At 71.0% G+C, this 16,950-nt stretch carries 15 protein-coding genes; 8 read left to right on the top strand and 7 right to left on the bottom strand.

From position 1 onward, the window contains the following. Positions 1 to 13 precede the first annotated feature (13 nt). The 5 genes from AC6F7H_RS01770 to AC6F7H_RS01750 are packed head-to-tail and all read right to left on the bottom strand — an operon-like array spanning position 14 to position 4,666. Positions 14 to 1,075: a branched-chain amino acid ABC transporter permease gene (locus AC6F7H_RS01770; RefSeq protein WP_500754742.1), complete on the bottom strand. Its 1,062-nt coding sequence runs from the start codon at positions 1,073 to 1,075 to the stop codon at positions 14 to 16. Continuing rightward, positions 1,072 to 1,998, bottom strand: a complete 927-nt coding sequence (locus tag AC6F7H_RS01765; protein ID WP_500754741.1) for a branched-chain amino acid ABC transporter permease — start codon at positions 1,996 to 1,998, stop codon at positions 1,072 to 1,074. Before AC6F7H_RS01765 ends, AC6F7H_RS01770 begins: the two co-directional genes overlap by 4 nt. Continuing rightward, positions 1,998 to 2,738, bottom strand: a complete 741-nt coding sequence (locus AC6F7H_RS01760; protein WP_500754740.1) for an ABC transporter ATP-binding protein — start codon at positions 2,736 to 2,738, stop codon at positions 1,998 to 2,000. The genes AC6F7H_RS01765 and AC6F7H_RS01760 overlap by 1 nt, the downstream gene beginning before the upstream one ends. After that, positions 2,738 to 3,478 carry an ABC transporter ATP-binding protein gene (locus AC6F7H_RS01755; RefSeq protein WP_500754739.1) on the bottom strand — a complete coding sequence of 247 codons (741 nt, stop codon included), beginning with the start codon at positions 3,476 to 3,478 and terminating at the stop codon, positions 2,738 to 2,740. Before AC6F7H_RS01755 ends, AC6F7H_RS01760 begins: the two co-directional genes overlap by 1 nt. Positions 3,479 to 3,481: 3 nt before the next feature. Next, positions 3,482 to 4,666, bottom strand: coding sequence for a substrate-binding domain-containing protein (locus AC6F7H_RS01750; RefSeq protein WP_500754738.1), 1,185 nt, complete (start codon positions 4,664 to 4,666; stop codon positions 3,482 to 3,484). 1,223 nt (positions 4,667 to 5,889) lie between these two features. Here AC6F7H_RS01750 and AC6F7H_RS01745 point away from each other — a divergent pair. Together AC6F7H_RS01745 and AC6F7H_RS01740 are read left to right on the top strand one after the other, a co-directional pair. Next, positions 5,890 to 7,158 carry a MalY/PatB family protein gene (locus AC6F7H_RS01745; RefSeq protein WP_500754737.1) on the top strand — a complete coding sequence of 423 codons (1,269 nt, stop codon included), beginning with the start codon at positions 5,890 to 5,892 and terminating at the stop codon, positions 7,156 to 7,158. A gap of 58 nt (positions 7,159 to 7,216) precedes the next feature. Beyond that, positions 7,217 to 8,143, top strand: a complete 927-nt coding sequence (locus AC6F7H_RS01740; RefSeq protein WP_500754736.1) for a HipA family kinase — start codon at positions 7,217 to 7,219, stop codon at positions 8,141 to 8,143. Here AC6F7H_RS01740 and AC6F7H_RS01735 read toward each other — a convergent pair. After that, positions 8,129 to 8,626, bottom strand: coding sequence for a hypothetical protein (locus AC6F7H_RS01735; protein ID WP_500754735.1), 498 nt, complete (start codon positions 8,624 to 8,626; stop codon positions 8,129 to 8,131). The genes AC6F7H_RS01740 and AC6F7H_RS01735 overlap by 15 nt on opposite strands. Before the next feature lie 172 nt (positions 8,627 to 8,798). Here AC6F7H_RS01735 and AC6F7H_RS01730 point away from each other — a divergent pair, with 172 nt between their 5' ends. Then, positions 8,799 to 11,330, top strand: a complete 2,532-nt coding sequence (locus AC6F7H_RS01730; protein WP_500754734.1) for a sensor histidine kinase — start codon at positions 8,799 to 8,801, stop codon at positions 11,328 to 11,330. Positions 11,331 to 11,338: 8 nt separating this feature from the next. On the opposite strand, the gene AC6F7H_RS01725 is transcribed toward AC6F7H_RS01730, so the two are convergent. Beyond that, positions 11,339 to 12,091 carry a DUF4118 domain-containing protein gene (locus AC6F7H_RS01725; RefSeq protein WP_500754733.1) on the bottom strand — a complete coding sequence of 251 codons (753 nt, stop codon included), beginning with the start codon at positions 12,089 to 12,091 and terminating at the stop codon, positions 11,339 to 11,341. Here AC6F7H_RS01725 and AC6F7H_RS01720 point away from each other — a divergent pair. From AC6F7H_RS01720 to kdpC, 5 genes are read left to right on the top strand one after another with little or no spacing between them, the layout of a single operon-like run. Next, positions 12,090 to 12,353 carry a hypothetical protein gene (locus AC6F7H_RS01720; RefSeq protein ID WP_500754732.1) on the top strand — a complete coding sequence of 88 codons (264 nt, stop codon included), beginning with the start codon at positions 12,090 to 12,092 and terminating at the stop codon, positions 12,351 to 12,353. The genes AC6F7H_RS01725 and AC6F7H_RS01720 overlap by 2 nt on opposite strands. After that, positions 12,350 to 12,439: a potassium-transporting ATPase subunit F gene (locus tag AC6F7H_RS01715; RefSeq protein ID WP_109378870.1), complete on the top strand. Its 90-nt coding sequence runs from the start codon at positions 12,350 to 12,352 to the stop codon at positions 12,437 to 12,439. The genes AC6F7H_RS01720 and AC6F7H_RS01715 overlap by 4 nt, the downstream gene beginning before the upstream one ends. A 1-nt stretch (position 12,440) precedes the next feature. Then, positions 12,441 to 14,105 (top strand): potassium-transporting ATPase subunit KdpA, encoded by a 1,665-nt coding sequence (gene kdpA / locus AC6F7H_RS01710; RefSeq protein ID WP_500754731.1) that lies wholly within the window; start codon positions 12,441 to 12,443, stop codon positions 14,103 to 14,105. 53 nt (positions 14,106 to 14,158) lie between these two features. Further along, entirely contained in the window at positions 14,159 to 16,210 is a 2,052-nt protein-coding gene (gene kdpB / locus AC6F7H_RS01705) for a potassium-transporting ATPase subunit KdpB (RefSeq protein ID WP_500761616.1), read from the top strand. Positions 16,211 to 16,223: 13 nt separating this feature from the next. Next, positions 16,224 to 16,859, top strand: a complete 636-nt coding sequence (gene kdpC, locus AC6F7H_RS01700) for a potassium-transporting ATPase subunit KdpC (protein ID WP_500754730.1) — start codon at positions 16,224 to 16,226, stop codon at positions 16,857 to 16,859. Positions 16,860 to 16,950 lie beyond the last annotated feature (91 nt).

The following is a 16,950-nucleotide window of genomic DNA, read 5'->3' as shown; positions in this document are numbered from 1 at the left end:
CGGGTGGGCACGGTCACGAACTCCTCCTTCGGCCCAGGGCGGCGATGCCGCCGGGGGCCGCGTAGACGGCGATGATGAAGAGCGCACCCAGAATCAGCATGGGCTCCACGCCGAGGTTCCAGCCACCGAGCCGCTGGTCGAGGTAGGTGAAGAGCACCCCGCCGACGATCGGTCCCCAGCGGGTGCCGCTACCGCCCAGCACCGCCATGACCAGCAGGGTGAGCGTGAACTCCGAGGTGGAGGTGTGCGGAGTGGCGCCCGCGGTGACCAAGAGGTGCAGCACGCCGCCGAGAAGGGCGAGTGCGGAAGCGAGGGTGAAGGCGCCGAGCTTGTAGGCGAACGGGCTGCGGCCGAGGACCGCGACGCGCTGTTCGTTGTCGCGGATCCCCTGCCAGACGCGGCCGACCGGGCGAGCGGTGGCGATCCATACGACGGTGGCGACCAGGGCCAGGTAGCCGAGGGCGAGCCAGTAGATGTTGGCGGTGTTCTGCACGCCGACCAGCGCTGCCGGCACCCCGTCGGTGTGCAGTGGCAGGCCCTCCTCGCCGCCGGTGAGACCACCGGGGTTGCGCTCCACCCAGATCGCACCCGCCTGGGCGAAGGCCAGGGTGACCATGGCGAAGCCGACGCCGCCAAGGGCGAGCGTGCGCAACGAGATGGCGCCGAGGACGAGGGCGGCCAAAGTGCCGAGAACCAGGGTGAGCAGGGCGGCGGGCAGCAGACCGAGGCCGAGTTCGGCCATGGCCAGCTGCGTGCCGTAGGCGCCGCCGGCGATGTACAGGGCGTGGCCGAAGGACAGCAGCCCGGTGCGGCCGAACATCAGGTCGTAGCCGAGCGCGAGCGCGCCGAAGACCAGGCAGAGCGCGAACAGCTGCAGTGATCCCGGGGAGTTGACCGGACCGTCGAGGAGTACGGGGATGTCCACTGCCGAGTACGGCAGCAGCGCGAGCACCAGCAGCACGGCGGCCGGGACGGTCACCGACCGGACCCGCCGCAGTCGCCCGGCCCGTGGTGGCGCGGACGGCTTCACCGGTGCGGCGGCGGGGGTCACCCGCGGGGTGGGGGTGGCGGTCATGCCGTGCCTCCTGCGGATTGTGCCCGGGGTGCGGTGAGCGCGCGCCGCAGCCGCTGCAGCGGCGAGTCGGTGCCGGCCTTCGGCCGGGCCAGCACCACGGCGGCGAGCATGATGATGACGGCGAGGTCGCCGTAACCGCCCGCGTAGTAGTTGGCGTACTGCTGCACCAGGCCCACGCTGAGTGCGGACAGCGCGACGCCGGTGATCGAGCCGAGGCCACCGATGATCACGACGACGAAGGCGAAGATGAGCAGTGAGGTTCCCTGATGAGGGGAGAGCGAGCCGAAGTAGATTCCGCCCAGTACGCCGGCGAGTCCCGCCAGGGCACCGCCGAGCGCGAAGACGAGGGTGAAGGCCCGGGTGACGTCGATGCCCAGCGCCGTCACCATCGCCCGGTCCTCGACCCCGGCGCGGACGATGAGCCCGTAGCGGGTACGGGACAGGAACATCTGGACGCCGAAGAGAACGAGTACCGCCACCGCGATCAGCAGGAAGCGGTTGACGGGCACCTGGGCGCCGAGCACCCCGACGGTGCCGCTCAGCGCGTCCGGCACCGGGAAGGTGCGGGCGTCGGCGCCCCAAATGGTCTGTACCGCCGCCGGGATGGCCAGCGAGAGCCCGACGGTGACCAGGATCTGCTCCTTGACCCGGCCGTACAGCCGCCGGATGAGAACCAGCTCCACCACCACCGCCAGGGCGAGGCCGGTGGCCGTGCCCACCACAGCCGCCAGCAGCAGCCCCGGAACCCCGCCGACCGTCTCGGCGGTGCGCCAGGCGGTGTAGCCGGCGACGGTGAGGAACGCGCCGTGCGCGAAGTTCAGCACGTCCATCAGCCCGAAGATCAGGGCCAGACCGGAAGCGATGAGGAAGTACAGGGCTCCCAGGCCCAGACCGGTCAGGGTGAGCAGGACGAGGGTGTCCATCAGGCGGCTCCGTTCTTCGAGTGGCTGCCGACACCCAGCAGCGCGGTCGTCCGCTCCGTGTCCGCGAGCAGTTCGCGCGCGTCCCCGGTGTGCACCACCTGTCCGGCGTCCAGCACGACGGCGCTGCGAGCCAGTCGGCGGACGACGGCGAGGTTCTGTTCGACGAGCAGGAGCGGCACCCGCTCCGCGGCGCGCTCCAGGACCTCGGCGGCCTCGGTGACCACGCGGGGCGCCAGGCCCTTGGTGGGTTCGTCCACGATGACCAGAGCGTTGTCGTTGAGCAGGGTCCGGGCGAGGGCGACCATCTGCTGCTGACCGCCGGAGAGGGTGCCGGCGCGCTGGTCGCGGCGGGTGGCGAGTTCGGGGAACAGATCGTGCACGAGGTCGTAGTGGTGGGCGCTGCCCGGGCGTTCGGCCAGGGTGAGGTTCTCGGCGACGGTCAGGCCGGCGAAGATCCCGCGGTCCTCGGGGGCGTAGCCGATGCCGCGGCGTATCGTGCGGTGGGTGGGTTCGGCGGTGATGTCGTGGCCGTCGAAAGTGACGCGGCCCGCGGTCACCTGTCCGCCGTCGGGCAGCAGTCCGAGGACCGCGCGGATCGTGGTGGTCTTGCCGACGCCGTTGCGCCCCAGCAGGGCGGTCACCCCGGAGGCCGGGACGTCGAAACTGATGCCCTTGAGGATGTGCGACCCGGCGATGTTCACTTCGAGGCCGCTGACGGTGAGTATCGGTGGAGATGACATCAGAGCTCGTCTCCCAGGTAGGCCTGCTGGACGGTCGCGTTCGCCATGACCTCGGCCGGTGCCGCGGCGGCGAGCAACTGCCCGTGGTGCATGACGGCGACCCGGTCGGCCAGGCCGAGCACCACTTCCATGTGATGCTCGACGAGCATCACGGTCCGGCCCTCGTCGCGGTGCAGCGAACGGATGAGGTCGGTGAGTTCGCCGGTCTCCTCCGCGGCCACACCCGCCATCGGCTCGTCGAGCAGCATCAGTCGCGCTCCGGCCGAGCCACCGGCGAGGGTGGGCGCGAGAAGCATCGCCAACTCGAGTTTGCGCTTGTCGCCGTGGGACAGGCCGGCCGCGAGATCGGCGCCGCGGTCGGCCAGGCGAACCCGGGCCAGTACCCCCGTCACGTCGGCCGTGCTCACGCGGCGCACCCCGGCGGACCGGGCGGCCAGCTCCACGTGTTCGGCCACCGTCATGGTCGAGAAGACCGAGGACGACTGGAAGGTCCGCCCGATGCCCCGGCGGGAGCGCCGGTGCGGCGGCAGGGAGGTGATGTCGTGACCGTCGAGGCGGATGGTGCCGCCGGTCGGAGAGGTCAGGCCGGAGATGAGATTGAACAGGGAGGTCTTTCCGGCTCCGTTGGGGCCGATGACGGCCAGCAGTTCCCCCTCACGCACGGCGAGGGACACCTCGTTGATGATGCTGGCGCCACCGACCGACCAGCTGAGCCGGTCCAGTTGCAGTACGGGCGTCATGCGTCAGCCGATCTTCTTCTCGGCGGGCGCGACCTGCTCGGCGGGGAAGGTCTTCGACACCTCCGGGTGGTCGGCCGAGGCGAACTTCGCCTGGAAGGTGGGCTGCAGCAGTGCGTGGTCGCCCGCCCGCACGGTGTTCTCCCCCTTGACCCCGGAGAAGGTGAAGCCCTCCAGGGCCTTGATCATGGCGTCGGTGTCCCCGTCCGCTCCACCGGCCTTGATGGCCTCGACGACCATCTGGGCGGCGTTGAAGCCGTCCGGCGAGAACAGGTCCTCGTTCCACTTCTTCTTCGCGAAGTACGCTCGCATGGCCTCGGCCTCCGGCGTGCTGGTGGCCTCGGGCACGTAGTGGGCCAGCAGGGTGACCTTCTCGCGGGCCTTGCCGAAGACCGGGTAACTGGCCCGGATGTCCAGGCCGGTGACGACGGTGGCGGCATCCAGCACGCCCTGCTGGTCCAGGGTGGACCACATCGACTGGGCGGTGTCTCCCGCCCAGGCGACGAAGACCATGTCCGGCTTGGCCGCCTTGACCTTGCTTGCCACGGGGGTCAGATCGGTGGCGCTGGGCGGCGCCAGCACCGAGGTCACCGTGGTGCCGTCGGTGCCCAGCACGGCCTTGACGGCCTCGGCGTTGGCCTGCCCGAAGGCGCTGTCCTGGGCCAGGACGACGACCTTCTTGCCCTGGGAGTCGCCCAGGATGTGCTTGGCGGTCGTCACGTCCTGGAAGGTCTGACGTCCGGAGCGGAAGGTGTAGCGGTTGACGCCGGTGAGCGCGTCGGTGGCCGCGGGCCCGCTGATGTACAGCGTCTTGTTCTGTGCCGCCACCGGGGCGATCTGGGTGGCCACCCCGGAGGCCGCGGTGCCGGCGATGATCGGCACCCCCTGGCCGATGCGCTTCTTGGCCAGGGAGACGCCCTTGGCCGGATCACCGGCGTCGTCGTCCTTCAGCACGGTGACCTTGATGCCGTCGACTTTGCCGGTGCCTTCGGTGGCGTGGTCGAGGCCGGCTTCGAAGCCCTGCAGGTACTGCTCGCCGTAGGAGGCCAGCGGCCCACTGGTGGAGGTGACGAGGGCGACCTGCACCTCCTTCGACTCGGAGGCGGTGCTGCTGCCCGGGCTGGAGCAGGAAGCGGTGAACGCGACAGCGATCGCGACCAGGGTGGCGGGAAGAAAAACGGATCTACGCATGGCCGTATGGCTCCTCAACGCGACGACGGATACGCCCCAGGGGTCCATCACGGATTCGATTCCTGAGCGACGTCCGGGCAGTGTGTTTCACGCCACCTGGACGCCACAATGTGGCTCACCCCCATGTGGGACTGTCCGGCTATGTATGTGGCGCCTATCGGTGGCGCCTGACGGTGACGGTGAGGTGAACAGGGGCTAGCCGTCGTCGGCGATGACGAACTGGACGCCACAATGTGGCTCACCCCCATGCGGCACTGTCCGGCTATGTCTGTGGCGCCTATCGGTGGCGCCTGACGGTGACGGTGAGGTGATCAGGGGCAGCCGTCGTCGGTGATGACGAATGCGCCGGGGGTGGCTCCTTCACCGTCCCGGTCCCGACAACGGTCTCGCTCATCCGGTGTCTCTCCTTGATCAGCAGATCCGCCGTTGACCAGGCCCTGGCGCACTTTCGGTGGTGACTGAGCCCGGATTCACCGGCTTGATTCCGACGTGATCATTCCGAGGGCGTAGGAGACGCGCGATGGGTGATCTGTGGGTTCGGGCATGTGGCGGCAGCCGGTCCGCCCGTCCTTTCCCGTGTTCCTCTCTCAGGCCCTGCGGGCGAGTCGGTCAAGGCGCGTCGGACGGGGTGCGGTGGCGCATGCGGTGCGGTGAACAGTTGCGTGAAGCCGTCCTGCCCGGACCGGCGTTCGGTCAGGAGGACCTTCTCCCGGACCGGACCGGGCAGGACGCACCGCTCGGCCAGGCGGACCGCCGGACCCAGCCCGCCGTGGGTGAGCGGGTTCCCGACGTCGAACGCGGCGAAGCTCGTGGCGGGACCGCGGGAAGACCTCACTTACGAGGTGCCTTGCTGGTCGGGCCGGATGGAAGCGGCGGAGCCGGACCTGCGCGAGCTCCCCGGCATCCTGGGCCCCGACCGGGTCATCGGCTCGGTCATGTGCCTCGGTTCCGGTCCCGGAGGACCGCGCCACCCGTCCCGCATGGAGCCGGCGGGACCCGGGCGCGGGTGCGGCTGCCGGACACGGTGGCACCGGCTCGCCGGCCGACCGGCCCGGGAGGGCCGATCACACCGGCTGCCGGGCGTCCGTCGGGCAGCCGGCCCGGCAACCACCCGCCCTCTCGGACCTCTTGGTCGGCACACGGTGGAAACGGGGGTACCGTCCAGCAGAACGATCACACCGACACCACACCGGCCCGGTTCTCCCGGGCGAGGGGAGCTACGCATGAGCGAGGCCACGCACCACTCACCCTCCGAGCCCGAGCCCGGGGACGGCGACCGCACCGATCCGCTGGTCCGGCTGTCCCTGGAGCAGTTACGGCAGCGCACCAGCCTGAAGTGGCGCACGCACCCCGAGGACGTCCTCCCGCTCTGGGTGGCGGAGATGGACGTCCCCCTGGCCCCCGCCGTCGCCGACGCGCTGCACCGGGCCGTCGACCTGGGAGACACCGGATACCCGTACGGCACCGCCTACGCCGAAGCCCTCGCCGACTTCGCCGCCGCGCGATGGAGGTGGGACGGCCTGCGGGTGGAGAACACCGCGATCGTGCCCGACGTCATGCTGGGCGTCGTCGAGGTCCTCCGCCTCATCACCGGCCCCGGCGACGCGGTCGTCGTCTGCTCACCCGTCTACCCGCCGTTCTACGCGTTCGTCGCGCACGACGGCCGGGAGGTCGTCGAGGCCCGCCTGGGCCCCGACCGCCGGATCGACCTCGCCGGCCTCGAGGACGCGTTCATACGCGCACGACGCCACGGCCGCCGCGCGGCCTTCCTGATGAGCAACCCGCACAATCCGACCGGTGTCGTCCACACCCGTGCGGAGCTCGAAGCGATCGCCGCGCTCGCCCGCCGGCACGGTGTCCGGGTGGTCTCCGACGAGATCCACGCCCCGCTGGTGCTGCCGGGAGCCGTCTTCACACCGTTTCTCAGCGTCCCCGGCTCCGAGAACGGGTTCGCCCTGACCTCCGCGTCCAAGGCGTGGAACCTGGCCGGCCTCAAGGCCGCCCTGGCCATCGCCGGCACCGAGGCCGCGGACGACCTTCGACGTATGCCCGAAGAGGTCGGCCACGGCCCCAGCCACCTGGGCGTCCTCGCCCACACCGCGGCGTTCCGCGACGGCACCGACTGGCTCGACGAACTCCTGCTCGGACTCGACGACAACCGGAGCCTGCTGGGCAAGCTGATCGACGAACACCTCCCCGGCGTGGGGTACGTCCCGCCCCAGGGCACCTACCTCGCCTGGCTGGACTGTACCGGGCTCGGACTGCACGAGGACCGTCCGGCCGACGGTCCGGGCGTCGTCAGCGACCTCGCCGGACCGGCGAGGATGTTCCTGGACGAGGCTCGCGTCGCCCTCAGCTCCGGGCACGTCTTCGGCACCGGCGGCGCGGGATGCGTACGTCTCAACTTCGCGACCTCACCGGCGATCCTGCGCCAGGCACTCGCACGCATGGGACGCGCGCTCACCGGCCTCGACCGAGCACCCCACGACTGATACCGACCGTCGCCGACGCTCGGAAACTCTGCGGATCGGCCCCGTATAGCCTGGGGAGATGCTGTCTGAGGTCACCGCCACCCGCTATCTCGTGCCCCTGCGCTCCGGCGGTTCCGTCCCCGGAGTCGTCGAGGCCGACGACCTCGGCACGTACGTCGTGAAGTTCACGGGGTCCGCGCAGGGGCGCAAGGCGTTGGTCGCCGAGGTGATCGTCGGTGAGCTGGCCCGCGCCCTGGGGCTGCGTTTTCCGGAGCTGGTCCTGGTGGACTTCGACCCGGCGATCGCCGACGGCGAGCCCCACCAGGAGGTGCGGGAGCTGCACTCCGCCAGCGCCGGGACCAACCTCGGCATGGACTACCTGCCGGGCGCGCGGGACTTCACGCCCGAGATCGCCGAGGTCTTCCCCGTCGATCCGGTGGAGGCCGGGCGGATCGTCTGGCTCGACGCGCTCACGGTGAACGTGGACCGGACCACGCACAGCTCCAATCTGATGGTCTGGCCGACGCTCGGCGTCGCCCCGCCGCGCCTGTGGCTCATCGATCACGGGGCCGCGCTCGTCTTCCACCACCGTTGGGCCGCCTCCGACCCGGCGAAGGCGTACGACTTCCGCCACCACGCCCTCGGCCGCTACGCGCCCGACGTCCGCGCCGCCGACGCCGAACTCGCTCCCCTGGTGACCGAGGAACTGCTGCGGGCCATCACCGCCGAGGTGCCCGACGCCTGGCTGGCCGACGACCCGGACTTCGCGACGCCCGACGCGGCCCGCGAGGCGTACGTGGCGTATCTCCACGCGCGCGTGCGGGCCTCCCCGGCGTGGCTGCCGACCGACTTCCCCGCCGCGGAGGAACTGGCCGAGGAGAACGCGCGCCGGGCGGCCCGGACCCGGCAGGGCCGCCCGGACTGGCTCAAGCGCGTCCCCGACCTGCACGGCAAGCCGGAGGCGGCCCAGGACTGGTCGGTACATCTGGGATCACGGCCGGGATGAGGGCTGGGGCCTGCCACTTCTCGTACCCCGCGCCCCCTCCCGCCGTCGCCTGCCGGGGGGCGAGGTCGAAGAACCCCGGTGCGCCCCGGCGGGCAGGGAGCCCGGCAGGATCCGGTTGCACTTCTGCGTCGCGGTGTGAGGGGAACCCCGGTGCCGGCTTTTGGCGTGGCTGTCGCGGAAGAAGCGTTGCCACGCGCCGTCGCGCATGACCTGGACGCCCGCGAAGCGGTGCACGAGCTGACTGGTCTCCGGCGCGGTCCGGGTGGCGATGCCGCAGGCGAGCCGCGGCATCGTCTCCTGCTCGTCGTCGAGTCGGGCTTCGGCCGCGAGCGTCGACCCGTTGTCGTGCCAGGTTCCGCGCGGCAGTGCCACGGTGTCCCGGACGTGTGAGAAGTGCCGTGCGCACTCCGCGAAGAACTCGTCACCGGTGACCGGGGACCCCGCGGCCACCAGCCTCGACGACGTCGTCGGCGAAGCGGACATCACCCGTGTGATGCTCTACCGGCACTTCGAGTCCAGGGCAGACATGCACCGTGCCGCCCTGGACCGCGCCCGCGTACGGCCGCCCGGATGGACCGGGCCAACAGGGCGGCATCGAGGCCGCTCAGTGCGACCATGGAGCTGCGGGACGGGCGAGGAAGGACCCCGATCGGTCATGGCAGGCAAGCTGCGAGTGTTCCTGGGAGCCGCGCCAGGTGTCGGGAAGACGTACGCGATGCTCGCCGAGGGGCGCCGGCTGCGCGCGGGCGGCCTTGACGTGGTGGTGGGGTTCGTCGAGACGTACGGCCGTCGGGGCACCGAGCAGCAGCTGGCCGATCTGCCGGTGGTGCCGCGCCGGGTGTCGTGGTACCGGGGGATCGAGCTGACCGAGATGGACCTGGACGCGCTGCTGGTCCGACGGCCCGCGCTGACCCTGGTGGACGAGCTGGCCCACACCAACGTGCCCGGCAGCAGACACGCAAAGCGCTGGCAGGACGTGGGGGAGCTGCTGCGGGCCGGCATCGACGTCGCGACGACGCTGAACATCCAGCATCTGGAGAGCCTCAACGACGTGGTCGAGCAGATCACCGGCATCGTCCAGCGCGAGCAGATCCCCGACGCGGTCGTCCGGGCCGCCGACAGGATCGAGCTGGTGGACCTGAGCCCCGAGGCGCTGCGCACCCGGATGGCGCAGGGCGAGATCTACGGGCCCGACAGGATCGACGTGGCGCTGGACAACTACTTCCGGGCCGGCAACCTCGGTGCGCTGCGCGAACTGGCGCTGCTCTGGCTGGCAGACCGGGTCGAGGAGGAGCTCGCCGACTACCGGGCCCGGCACGGTATCAGTGCCCCCTGGGAGACCAAGGAACGGATCGCGGTCGCCCTGAACGGTGCCCCGCAGGGCGAGCACCTGATCCGCCGGGGCGCCCGAACGGCCGCCCGGGTGCACGGCGATCTGATCGGCATCCACGTCCGGCTGGACGACGGCACGCTGCAGTCGGAACCGCCGGGCCTGGAGGAGCAGCGCCGGCTGCTGCGCGAGCTGCACGGCAGCTATGTGGAGATCAGCGGCAGCGATGTCGCGCAGGCCCTGGTGGACTTCGCCCGCGCGGAGAGCGCAACCCAGATCCTGCTCGGGCCGACGAGCCGCTCGAGGCTGAAGGAGCTGATCGGTGGTTCGGTGATCAACCGGGTGGTCCGCATGGCCGGGCCGATCGACGTCCGGGTGCTGCCACCGCCCGACCCGGATCTGCTCGCCGTACCGCCGGTGCCGCACCGCCACAGGCCCGCACCGGTGCCGGCGCGGCGGAGCTGGGCGGCCTGGTTGCTCGGGCCGGCCGGAGCGGTCGCGCTTGCGGCGGTGCTGTCGCCGCTACGCGGCTCACTCGGCCTTTCCGGGGCGCTGTTGTGCCTGCTGCTGCTCGTTGCCGGGGTGGCCCGGCTGGGTGGGCTGCTCCCGGCGGCGGCCACCACCGCGACGGCGGCGGTGGCCGCGGACTACTTCTTCACCACCCCCTGGCACAACCTGGTCATCGGCCGGGCGGCGGACACGGCGGCCCTGCTGTTGTTCCTGGCCGTCGCGGGGATCATCGCGCACCTGATCGACGGTCTGGCCCGGCGTTCGCAGCAGGCCGCCCGAGCCCGCGCGGAGGCGCAGGTACTGGCCCGGCTGGCGGGGGAGACGGTGGATTCCGCCGCCAGGGCGCTGCCCGAGCTGCTGGGGGAGCTGTGCCGGGTCTTCGCCCTGGACGGCGCGGCCGTCATGGTCCGGATGGGCGAGGAGTGGCGCCCGGTGGCGTCCTCGGGCCCGGTGCCGCCCGCCCGGCCGGAGGAGGCGGCCTTCGCCGCAGACCTCGGGCAGGACACGGCGCTCGTCCTGGCGGGCCCGTCGCTGAGCCAGGAGGATGCCCGGTTGCTCGGCCCGTTCGTCACCCAGCTGCGGCTGATCCGGGAGCGGGAGCGGCTGACCGCCCAGGCCCGGGCGGCGGAGGCGCTGGCCCGCACCGACGCACTGCACATCAACCTGCTGGAGGCGGTGGAGCACGACCTGCGTACCCCGTTGGCGTCGATCAGCGCGGCCGCCGCCGGTCTCCGGTCACCCGAGACCGAACGGAACGCGAAGCGCGTTCACAGGCTGGCCACCCGGATCGGCGCCGAGTCGGAGCGGATGAACCGTCTTGTGGCCAACCTCCTGGACCTGAGCCGTTTGCAGGTCGGCGCGGTGCCGGTGACGCTCCGGCCGGCCGATCTCGACGAGGTGGTCCGGGCGGCGGTGGACAGCCTTCCGGACGAACAGGCCGCCGCCGACGTCAGGATCGCGATCGCCGACGGCCTGCCGAAGGTCGAGGCCGACCCCGGACTGCTGGAGCGTGCGTTGGCCAACGTGGTGGCCAACGCACGCCAGTGGTCCCCGCCGGACGCCGAGGTGGTGGTCGACGCCGGCGCCGTGGCCGGCCGGGTCGACGTGCGGGTGATCGATCGTGGCCCCGGCATCTCGGAGGTCGACTCGGACAACCTCTTCCAGCCCTTCCGGCGCAGTCGGCCCCATGACGGCGGCGCCGACGGCGGGGTGGGGCTCGGCCTCACGGTCGCCAAGGGCTTCGTCGAGGCGATGAGCGGCGAACTCACGGTCGAGAGCACCTCGGGAGGCGGGACCACCTTCGTCTTCGGCCTGCGCGTCTGGCCGGGAGAGCCGGCCACGGGCTGAACGCCCCGTCATGCCGCCCTCGCCGACTGCCACAAGGCGTCCATGGCTGCCCCGGCCTGGTCCGCCAGGGTGACCGCGACCAGCCGCGCCTGCCGCGAGGGCACCGCTCCGGGCGTGGGGGCGAGCATGTACCGGCCGATGTACCTGCCGTTGCCGAACATGCGCACCTCCACCTCCTGGTCGGGCAGGCCGAGCCGGTCCGCGTCCCACTGCCTGCGCCCGATGGTGATCGAGCCGTCGTGCTCCAGACGCGGCGGGTGGCCGATCAGGGAGCCGTACTGGAAGCGGCAGCCACGCAGCTGCAGCAGGTCGATCAACTCGTCCCCCACGTGGTCGACCACGGTGAGGGCGGAGTCGGCCGAGCGGGAGAGCACGGCGGTGTCGTGGATCCGTGCCAGGTATCCGGCGTCCGTGATCGCTATCACCCGGAAACGCCTTGCGCGGGCTGCCAGTTGGGAGACCGTCAGGCCGACGCAGAGCAGCAGAAGTGCGGTGGTGATGTCGGTGGACTTGCTGATCGTGAACCGCTCGTAGGGCCGGGTGAGGAAGAAGTCGAACCACAGGGCGGCGCCCACCGCGGCAAGCGCAGCGGCTCCCCGGTGTCCCAGAGCGGCCACCGCCACCACCACGACGACCAGCATCAGGGCGACGTCGGCGTTCGCCAGGCCGCCGCGCCACGGCAGCAGCACCGCACACAGGGCAACCGGGGCCAGCACCGCTGCGAGCAGGGAGAACGGCCCACGGGTGACGAACCGGAGCATGGCGCACCTCCTGACCTCCGGTGTAGCAGGCCCGGCACCCCGCGCGGCAAACCAGCACCAATCGTTGATGCAATCCTTGCGCCCGACCCCGACGGCCCAGGAAAAGTCGGCATGCCCTTCCTCCGCGGCCGACAATCTCCTCACCGGACCGATCGATCAGTTACGGAGTGGAGTCACCGTGGTGGACCTGGTCTTCATCGGTGTGACCGTCCTCGCGTTCGGCGTCCTTGCCGTTCTGGCCAAGGGGGTGGGGCGCCTGTGACGGCCGACAACATCCTGGGACTGGTGGTCGCGGCGGTCGTCATCGTCTATCTGGTACTGGCCCTCATCCATCCGGAGAGGTTCTGAGGTGGACCCGGTGCTTGCGGGCAGCCTGCAGGCGCTGTCCCTGGTGGTCGCGCTCGCGCTCTCGCACCGGCCGCTCGGTGACTATCTGGCGCATCTGCTGACCAGCCGCAGGCATCTGCGGACGGAACGCGTCCTCTACCGCTTGATCGGTGTCGACGCGGACTTCGACCAGCACTGGATGGCCTATCTGCGCAGCGCGCTCGCCTTCTCCGCGGTCTCGGTGCTCTTCCTCTACGGCTTCCAGCGTCTGCAGAACCACCTGTGGCTCTCGCTCGGCTTCCCGGCTGTGCCCGCCGCGACCGCCTGGAACACCGCGGTCTCCTTCGTGACCAACACCAACTGGCAGTCGTACTCGGGCGAGTCGAGCATGGGCCATCTGGTGCAGATGACGGGGCTGACGGTGCAGAACTTCCTCTCTGCCGCCGTGGGGATCGCCGTCGTGGCAGCGCTGATCCGGGGATTCGCCCGCAGCCGCACCGACCGGGTGGGCAACTTCTGGGTGGACGTCACCCGGCTGACGTTGCGCCTGCTGCTCCCGGTCTCAGTCGTCTTCGCCGTCGTTTTCGTGGCCTGCGGCATGGTGGAGAACCTGCACGGGGCTGTCCAGGTCACCACGATGAGCGGCGGCACCCAGAGCCTTCCAGGGGGGCCGGTGGCCACCCAGGAGGCCATCAAGGAGCTGGGCACCAACGGAGGCGGCTTCTACAACGCCAACTCCGCTCATCCGTTCGAGAACCCCACGCCGCTGACCAACTGGCTGGAGATCTACCTGCTCCTGGTGATCTCCTTCTCGTTGCCGCGCACCTTCGGGACGATGGTCGGCGACCGGCGCCAGGGCCACGCCGTCGTCGCCGTGATGGCACTGCTCTGGATCGCCTCCGCCTCCCTGCTGACCTTCTTCGAATGGCAGCACGAGGGCACGGCACTCCAAGCGGCGGGCGCGGCGATGGAGGGCAAGGAGGTCCGCTTCGGCATCCCGGCCTCGACGCTGTTCGCCGCCTCCACCACCTCGACCTCGACGGGCGCGGTCAACTCGGCCCACGACTCGTACTCTCCACTCGGCGGAGGCGTGCTGCTGTTCAACATGATGCTCGGCGAGATCGCGCCGGGCGGTGCGGGTTCGGGGCTGTACGGCATGCTGATCCTGGCGATCGTGACCGTCTTCGTGGCCGGTCTGATGGTCGGTCGCACACCCGAGTACCTGGGCAAGAAACTCGGCAGCCGGGAGATCAAGTTCGCTTCCCTCTACATTCTCGCCACCCCGGCGCTCGTGCTGATCGGCACCGGCACGGCGATGACGTTCACGGCGGAGCGGGCCGCCATGCTCAACAGCGGCCCGCACGGCTTCTCCGAGGTGCTGTACGCCTTCACCTCGGCAGCCAACAACAACGGCTCCGCGTTCGCCGGTCTCACCGCCACCAGTACCTGGTGGAACACCGCGCTCGGCCTGACGATGCTGTTCGGGCGGCTGCTGCCGATGGTGTTCGTGCTGGCCCTGGCCGGATCGCTGGCCCGGCAGAGCCCGGTGCCGGTGACCGCCGGCACGCTGCCGACCCACCGGCCCCTGTTCGTGGGGATGCTGACCGGCGTCGTCCTGATCGTCGTCGGGCTCACCTACTTCCCCTCCCTCGCCCTGGGACCGCTGGCGGAAGGGATCCGCCGGTGACGGCGTCGGCGGGCGCGCCGCCCGCGCACCAGGCGCACCGCGTCTCGGGCGGGATGCTGGATGCGAAACAGCTGGTCCGCTCCCTCCCGGACGCGCTGCGAAAGCTCGACCCCCGGGTGATGGCCCGTCGCCCGGTCATGTTCGTGGTGGAGGTCGGTTTCGCGCTGACCACCTACTCGGCGATCCGGCACACCAGCGTCTTCGCCTGGCTGATCACCGTCTGGCTGGGGCTCACGGTGGTCTTCGCGAACCTGGCCGAGGCCGTGGCCGAGGGCCGGGGCAAGGCCCAGGCGGACACGCTGCGCCGCACCCGTACCGAGGCCGTCGCCCGGCGGATCACCTCACCGTGGCGCCCCGGCCTGGTGGTACTGCCGCAGGAGACGATCCCCGCAGCCGACCTGAGGCCCGGTGACCATGTGATCGTCGAGGCCGGCCAGCTGATTCCGGGCGACGGCGACGTGGTCGAGGGCGCAGCCTCGGTCGACGAGTCCGCGATCACCGGGGAGTCGGCTCCCGTGATCCGCGAGTCCGGTGGCGATCGCAGCGCCGTCACCGGCGGCACCACCGTGCTGTCCGACCGGATCATCGTGAAGATCGTCTCCAAGCCCGGGGAGACCTTCATCGACCGCATGATCGCCCTGGTCGAGGGCGCCGCCCGGCAGAAGACCCCCAACGAGATCGCACTGGACATCCTGCTGGCATCGCTGACGATCATCTTCCTGCTCGCGGTGGTCACCCTGCAGCCGATGGCCGCCTACGCGGGCGCCGAGCAGAGCATCGTCGTCCTGGTCGCCCTGCTGGTGGCGCTGATCCCCACCACCATCGGCGCACTGCTCTCGGCGATCGGCATCGCGGGCATGGACCGGCTGGTGCAGCGCAACGTGCTTGCCATGTCCGGCCGGGCGATCGAGGCGGCCGGTGACGTCTCCACCCTGCTGCTCGACAAGACCGGCACCATCACCTTCGGCAACCGCCAGGCCGCCGAGTTCATCCCGGTCGGCGGCACGGACGTGCGGCAACTGGCCGACGCGGCGCAGCTCTCCAGCCTCGCCGACGAGACACCGGAGGGCCGGTCCGTCGTCGTCCTCGCCAAGGAGAAGTACGGCCTGCGCGCCCGGACCCAGCAGGAGATCGGGCACGCCGAATGGATCCAGTTCTCCGCCCGGACCCGGATGAGCGGCGCCGACCTGCCCGAGGACGGCGGCATCCGGTGCATCCGCAAGGGTGCGGCCGGTGCGGTGATCCGTTGGGTGCAGGACAACGGGGGCACGCCGGGCACGGAGATCGGCCCGCTCGTCGACGGGATCTCCGCCGTGGGCGGCACACCGCTGGTGGTCGCGGACCGGCACGGTGACGAGCCCGCCCGCGTCCTGGGCGTCCTCCATCTCAAGGACGTGGTCAAGCACGGCATCCGGGAGCGGTTCGAGGACCTCCGCAGGATGGGCATCCGGACCGTCATGATCACCGGCGACAACCCGCTCACCGCCCGGGCCATCGCCGACGAAGCCGGGGTGGACGACTTCCTCGCCGAGGCCACCCCGGAGGACAAGATGGCGCTGATCCGGCAGGAGCAGGGCGGCGGAAAGCTGGTCGCGATGACCGGTGACGGCACCAACGACGCCCCGGCCCTCGCCCAGGCCGACGTGGGCGTGGCGATGAACACCGGTACCTCGGCCGCCAAGGAGGCCGGCAACATGGTCGACCTCGACTCCAACCCCACCAAGCTGATCGAGATCGTCGAGATCGGCAAACAACTGCTCATCACCCGCGGCGCGCTGACCACCTTCTCGATCGCCAACGACATCGCGAAGTACTTCGCGATCATCCCCGCGATGTTCGCGGGCGTCTACCCGGGCCTGAACCACCTCAACATCATGGGCCTGCACAGCCCCACCTCGGCGATCACCTCGGCGATCGTCTTCAACGCGCTGATCATCGTCGCCCTGATCCCGCTCGCCCTGCGCGGCGTCCGCTACCGGCCCTCCTCGGCCTCGGCACTGCTGCGCCGCAACCTCGGCGTGTACGGGGTGGGCGGGCTGATCCTGCCCTTCCTGGGGATCAAGCTCATCGACCTCCTGGTTCAGTTCCTTCCCGGTCTGCAGTGAAGGGAGAGCTGCCGTGCCGACCTCACGCACGCCCTGGATCCGGCTGCACCTGACCGCGTTGCGCCTGCTCCTGGTCTTCACCGTGATCTGCGGGCTGGCGTACCCGCTGCTGATCACCGGAATCGCCCAGAGCGCCTTCCCCCGGCAGGCCAACGGCTCGCAGCTCGAACACAACGGGCAGGTGGTCGGTTCCGGCCTGCTGGGCCAGAACTACGACCTGCCCAAGAAGAACCCGAACGACCCGAAGGAGCAGCCGCGACCGGACCCGAAGTGGTTCCAGCCCCGGCCCTCGGCGGCGGGCACCGGTTACGACCCGACCGCCTCGGGCGGGTCCAACCTCGGCCCCGACGACGCAGCCCTGACCAAGACCGTCCAGGACCGCAGGGCGGCCGTGGCCGCCTTCGACGGTGTCGACCCGGCACAGGTCCCGCCGGACGCGCTCACGGCCGGCGGCTCCGGCCTCGACCCGCACATCTCCCCGGCCTACGCCGATGAGCAGGTCGACCGCGTCGCCACAGCGCGTGGCCTGGACCCGGTGGCCGTGCGCCGACTGGTCGAGCAGCACCTGCAGGGCCGCGATCTCGGCTTCCTCGGCCGGCGCCGGGTGAACGTCGTCACCCTCAACCTCGCCCTCATGCGGCTCGGCTGACCGGTGGCCCCGAGTGAGGTGTCCGATGGCGCAGCGGCAGACCGAGCGGCGCGTCCCGACCGGTCACCCCTCGGACGAGGCCGGTTCGCGC

The organism is Streptomyces sp. MMS24-W38 (assembly GCF_059889265.1).
The sequence above is the reverse complement of the archived record's forward strand: the minus strand, read 5'-3'. Positions and strand labels throughout refer to the sequence as shown.

What these genes read in the sequence shown, in the direction of transcription:
- AC6F7H_RS01745 (WP_500754737.1), top strand. Translation starts at nt 5,890, where the DNA reads ATGAGCGAGGCCACGCACCACTCACCCTCCGAGCCCGAGCCCGGGGAC.
- AC6F7H_RS01725 (WP_500754733.1), bottom strand. Translation starts at nt 12,091, where the DNA reads ATGCTCCGGTTCGTCACCCGTGGGCCGTTCTCCCTGCTCGCAGCGGTG.
- AC6F7H_RS01740 (WP_500754736.1), top strand. Translation starts at nt 7,217, where the DNA reads ATGCTGTCTGAGGTCACCGCCACCCGCTATCTCGTGCCCCTGCGCTCC.
- AC6F7H_RS01770 (WP_500754742.1), bottom strand. Translation starts at nt 1,075, where the DNA reads ATGACCGCCACCCCCACCCCGCGGGTGACCCCCGCCGCCGCACCGGTG.
- AC6F7H_RS01760 (WP_500754740.1), bottom strand. Translation starts at nt 2,738, where the DNA reads ATGTCATCTCCACCGATACTCACCGTCAGCGGCCTCGAAGTGAACATC.
- AC6F7H_RS01730 (WP_500754734.1), top strand. Translation starts at nt 8,799, where the DNA reads ATGGCAGGCAAGCTGCGAGTGTTCCTGGGAGCCGCGCCAGGTGTCGGG.
- AC6F7H_RS01750 (WP_500754738.1), bottom strand. Translation starts at nt 4,666, where the DNA reads ATGCGTAGATCCGTTTTTCTTCCCGCCACCCTGGTCGCGATCGCTGTC.
- AC6F7H_RS01735 (WP_500754735.1), bottom strand. Translation starts at nt 8,626, where the DNA reads ATGTCCGCTTCGCCGACGACGTCGTCGAGGCTGGTGGCCGCGGGGTCC.
- AC6F7H_RS01755 (WP_500754739.1), bottom strand. Translation starts at nt 3,478, where the DNA reads ATGACGCCCGTACTGCAACTGGACCGGCTCAGCTGGTCGGTCGGTGGC.
- AC6F7H_RS01765 (WP_500754741.1), bottom strand. Translation starts at nt 1,998, where the DNA reads ATGGACACCCTCGTCCTGCTCACCCTGACCGGTCTGGGCCTGGGAGCC.
- AC6F7H_RS01720 (WP_500754732.1), top strand. Translation starts at nt 12,090, where the DNA reads ATGGCGCACCTCCTGACCTCCGGTGTAGCAGGCCCGGCACCCCGCGCG.
- kdpB (WP_500761616.1), top strand. Translation starts at nt 14,159, where the DNA reads ATGCTGGATGCGAAACAGCTGGTCCGCTCCCTCCCGGACGCGCTGCGA.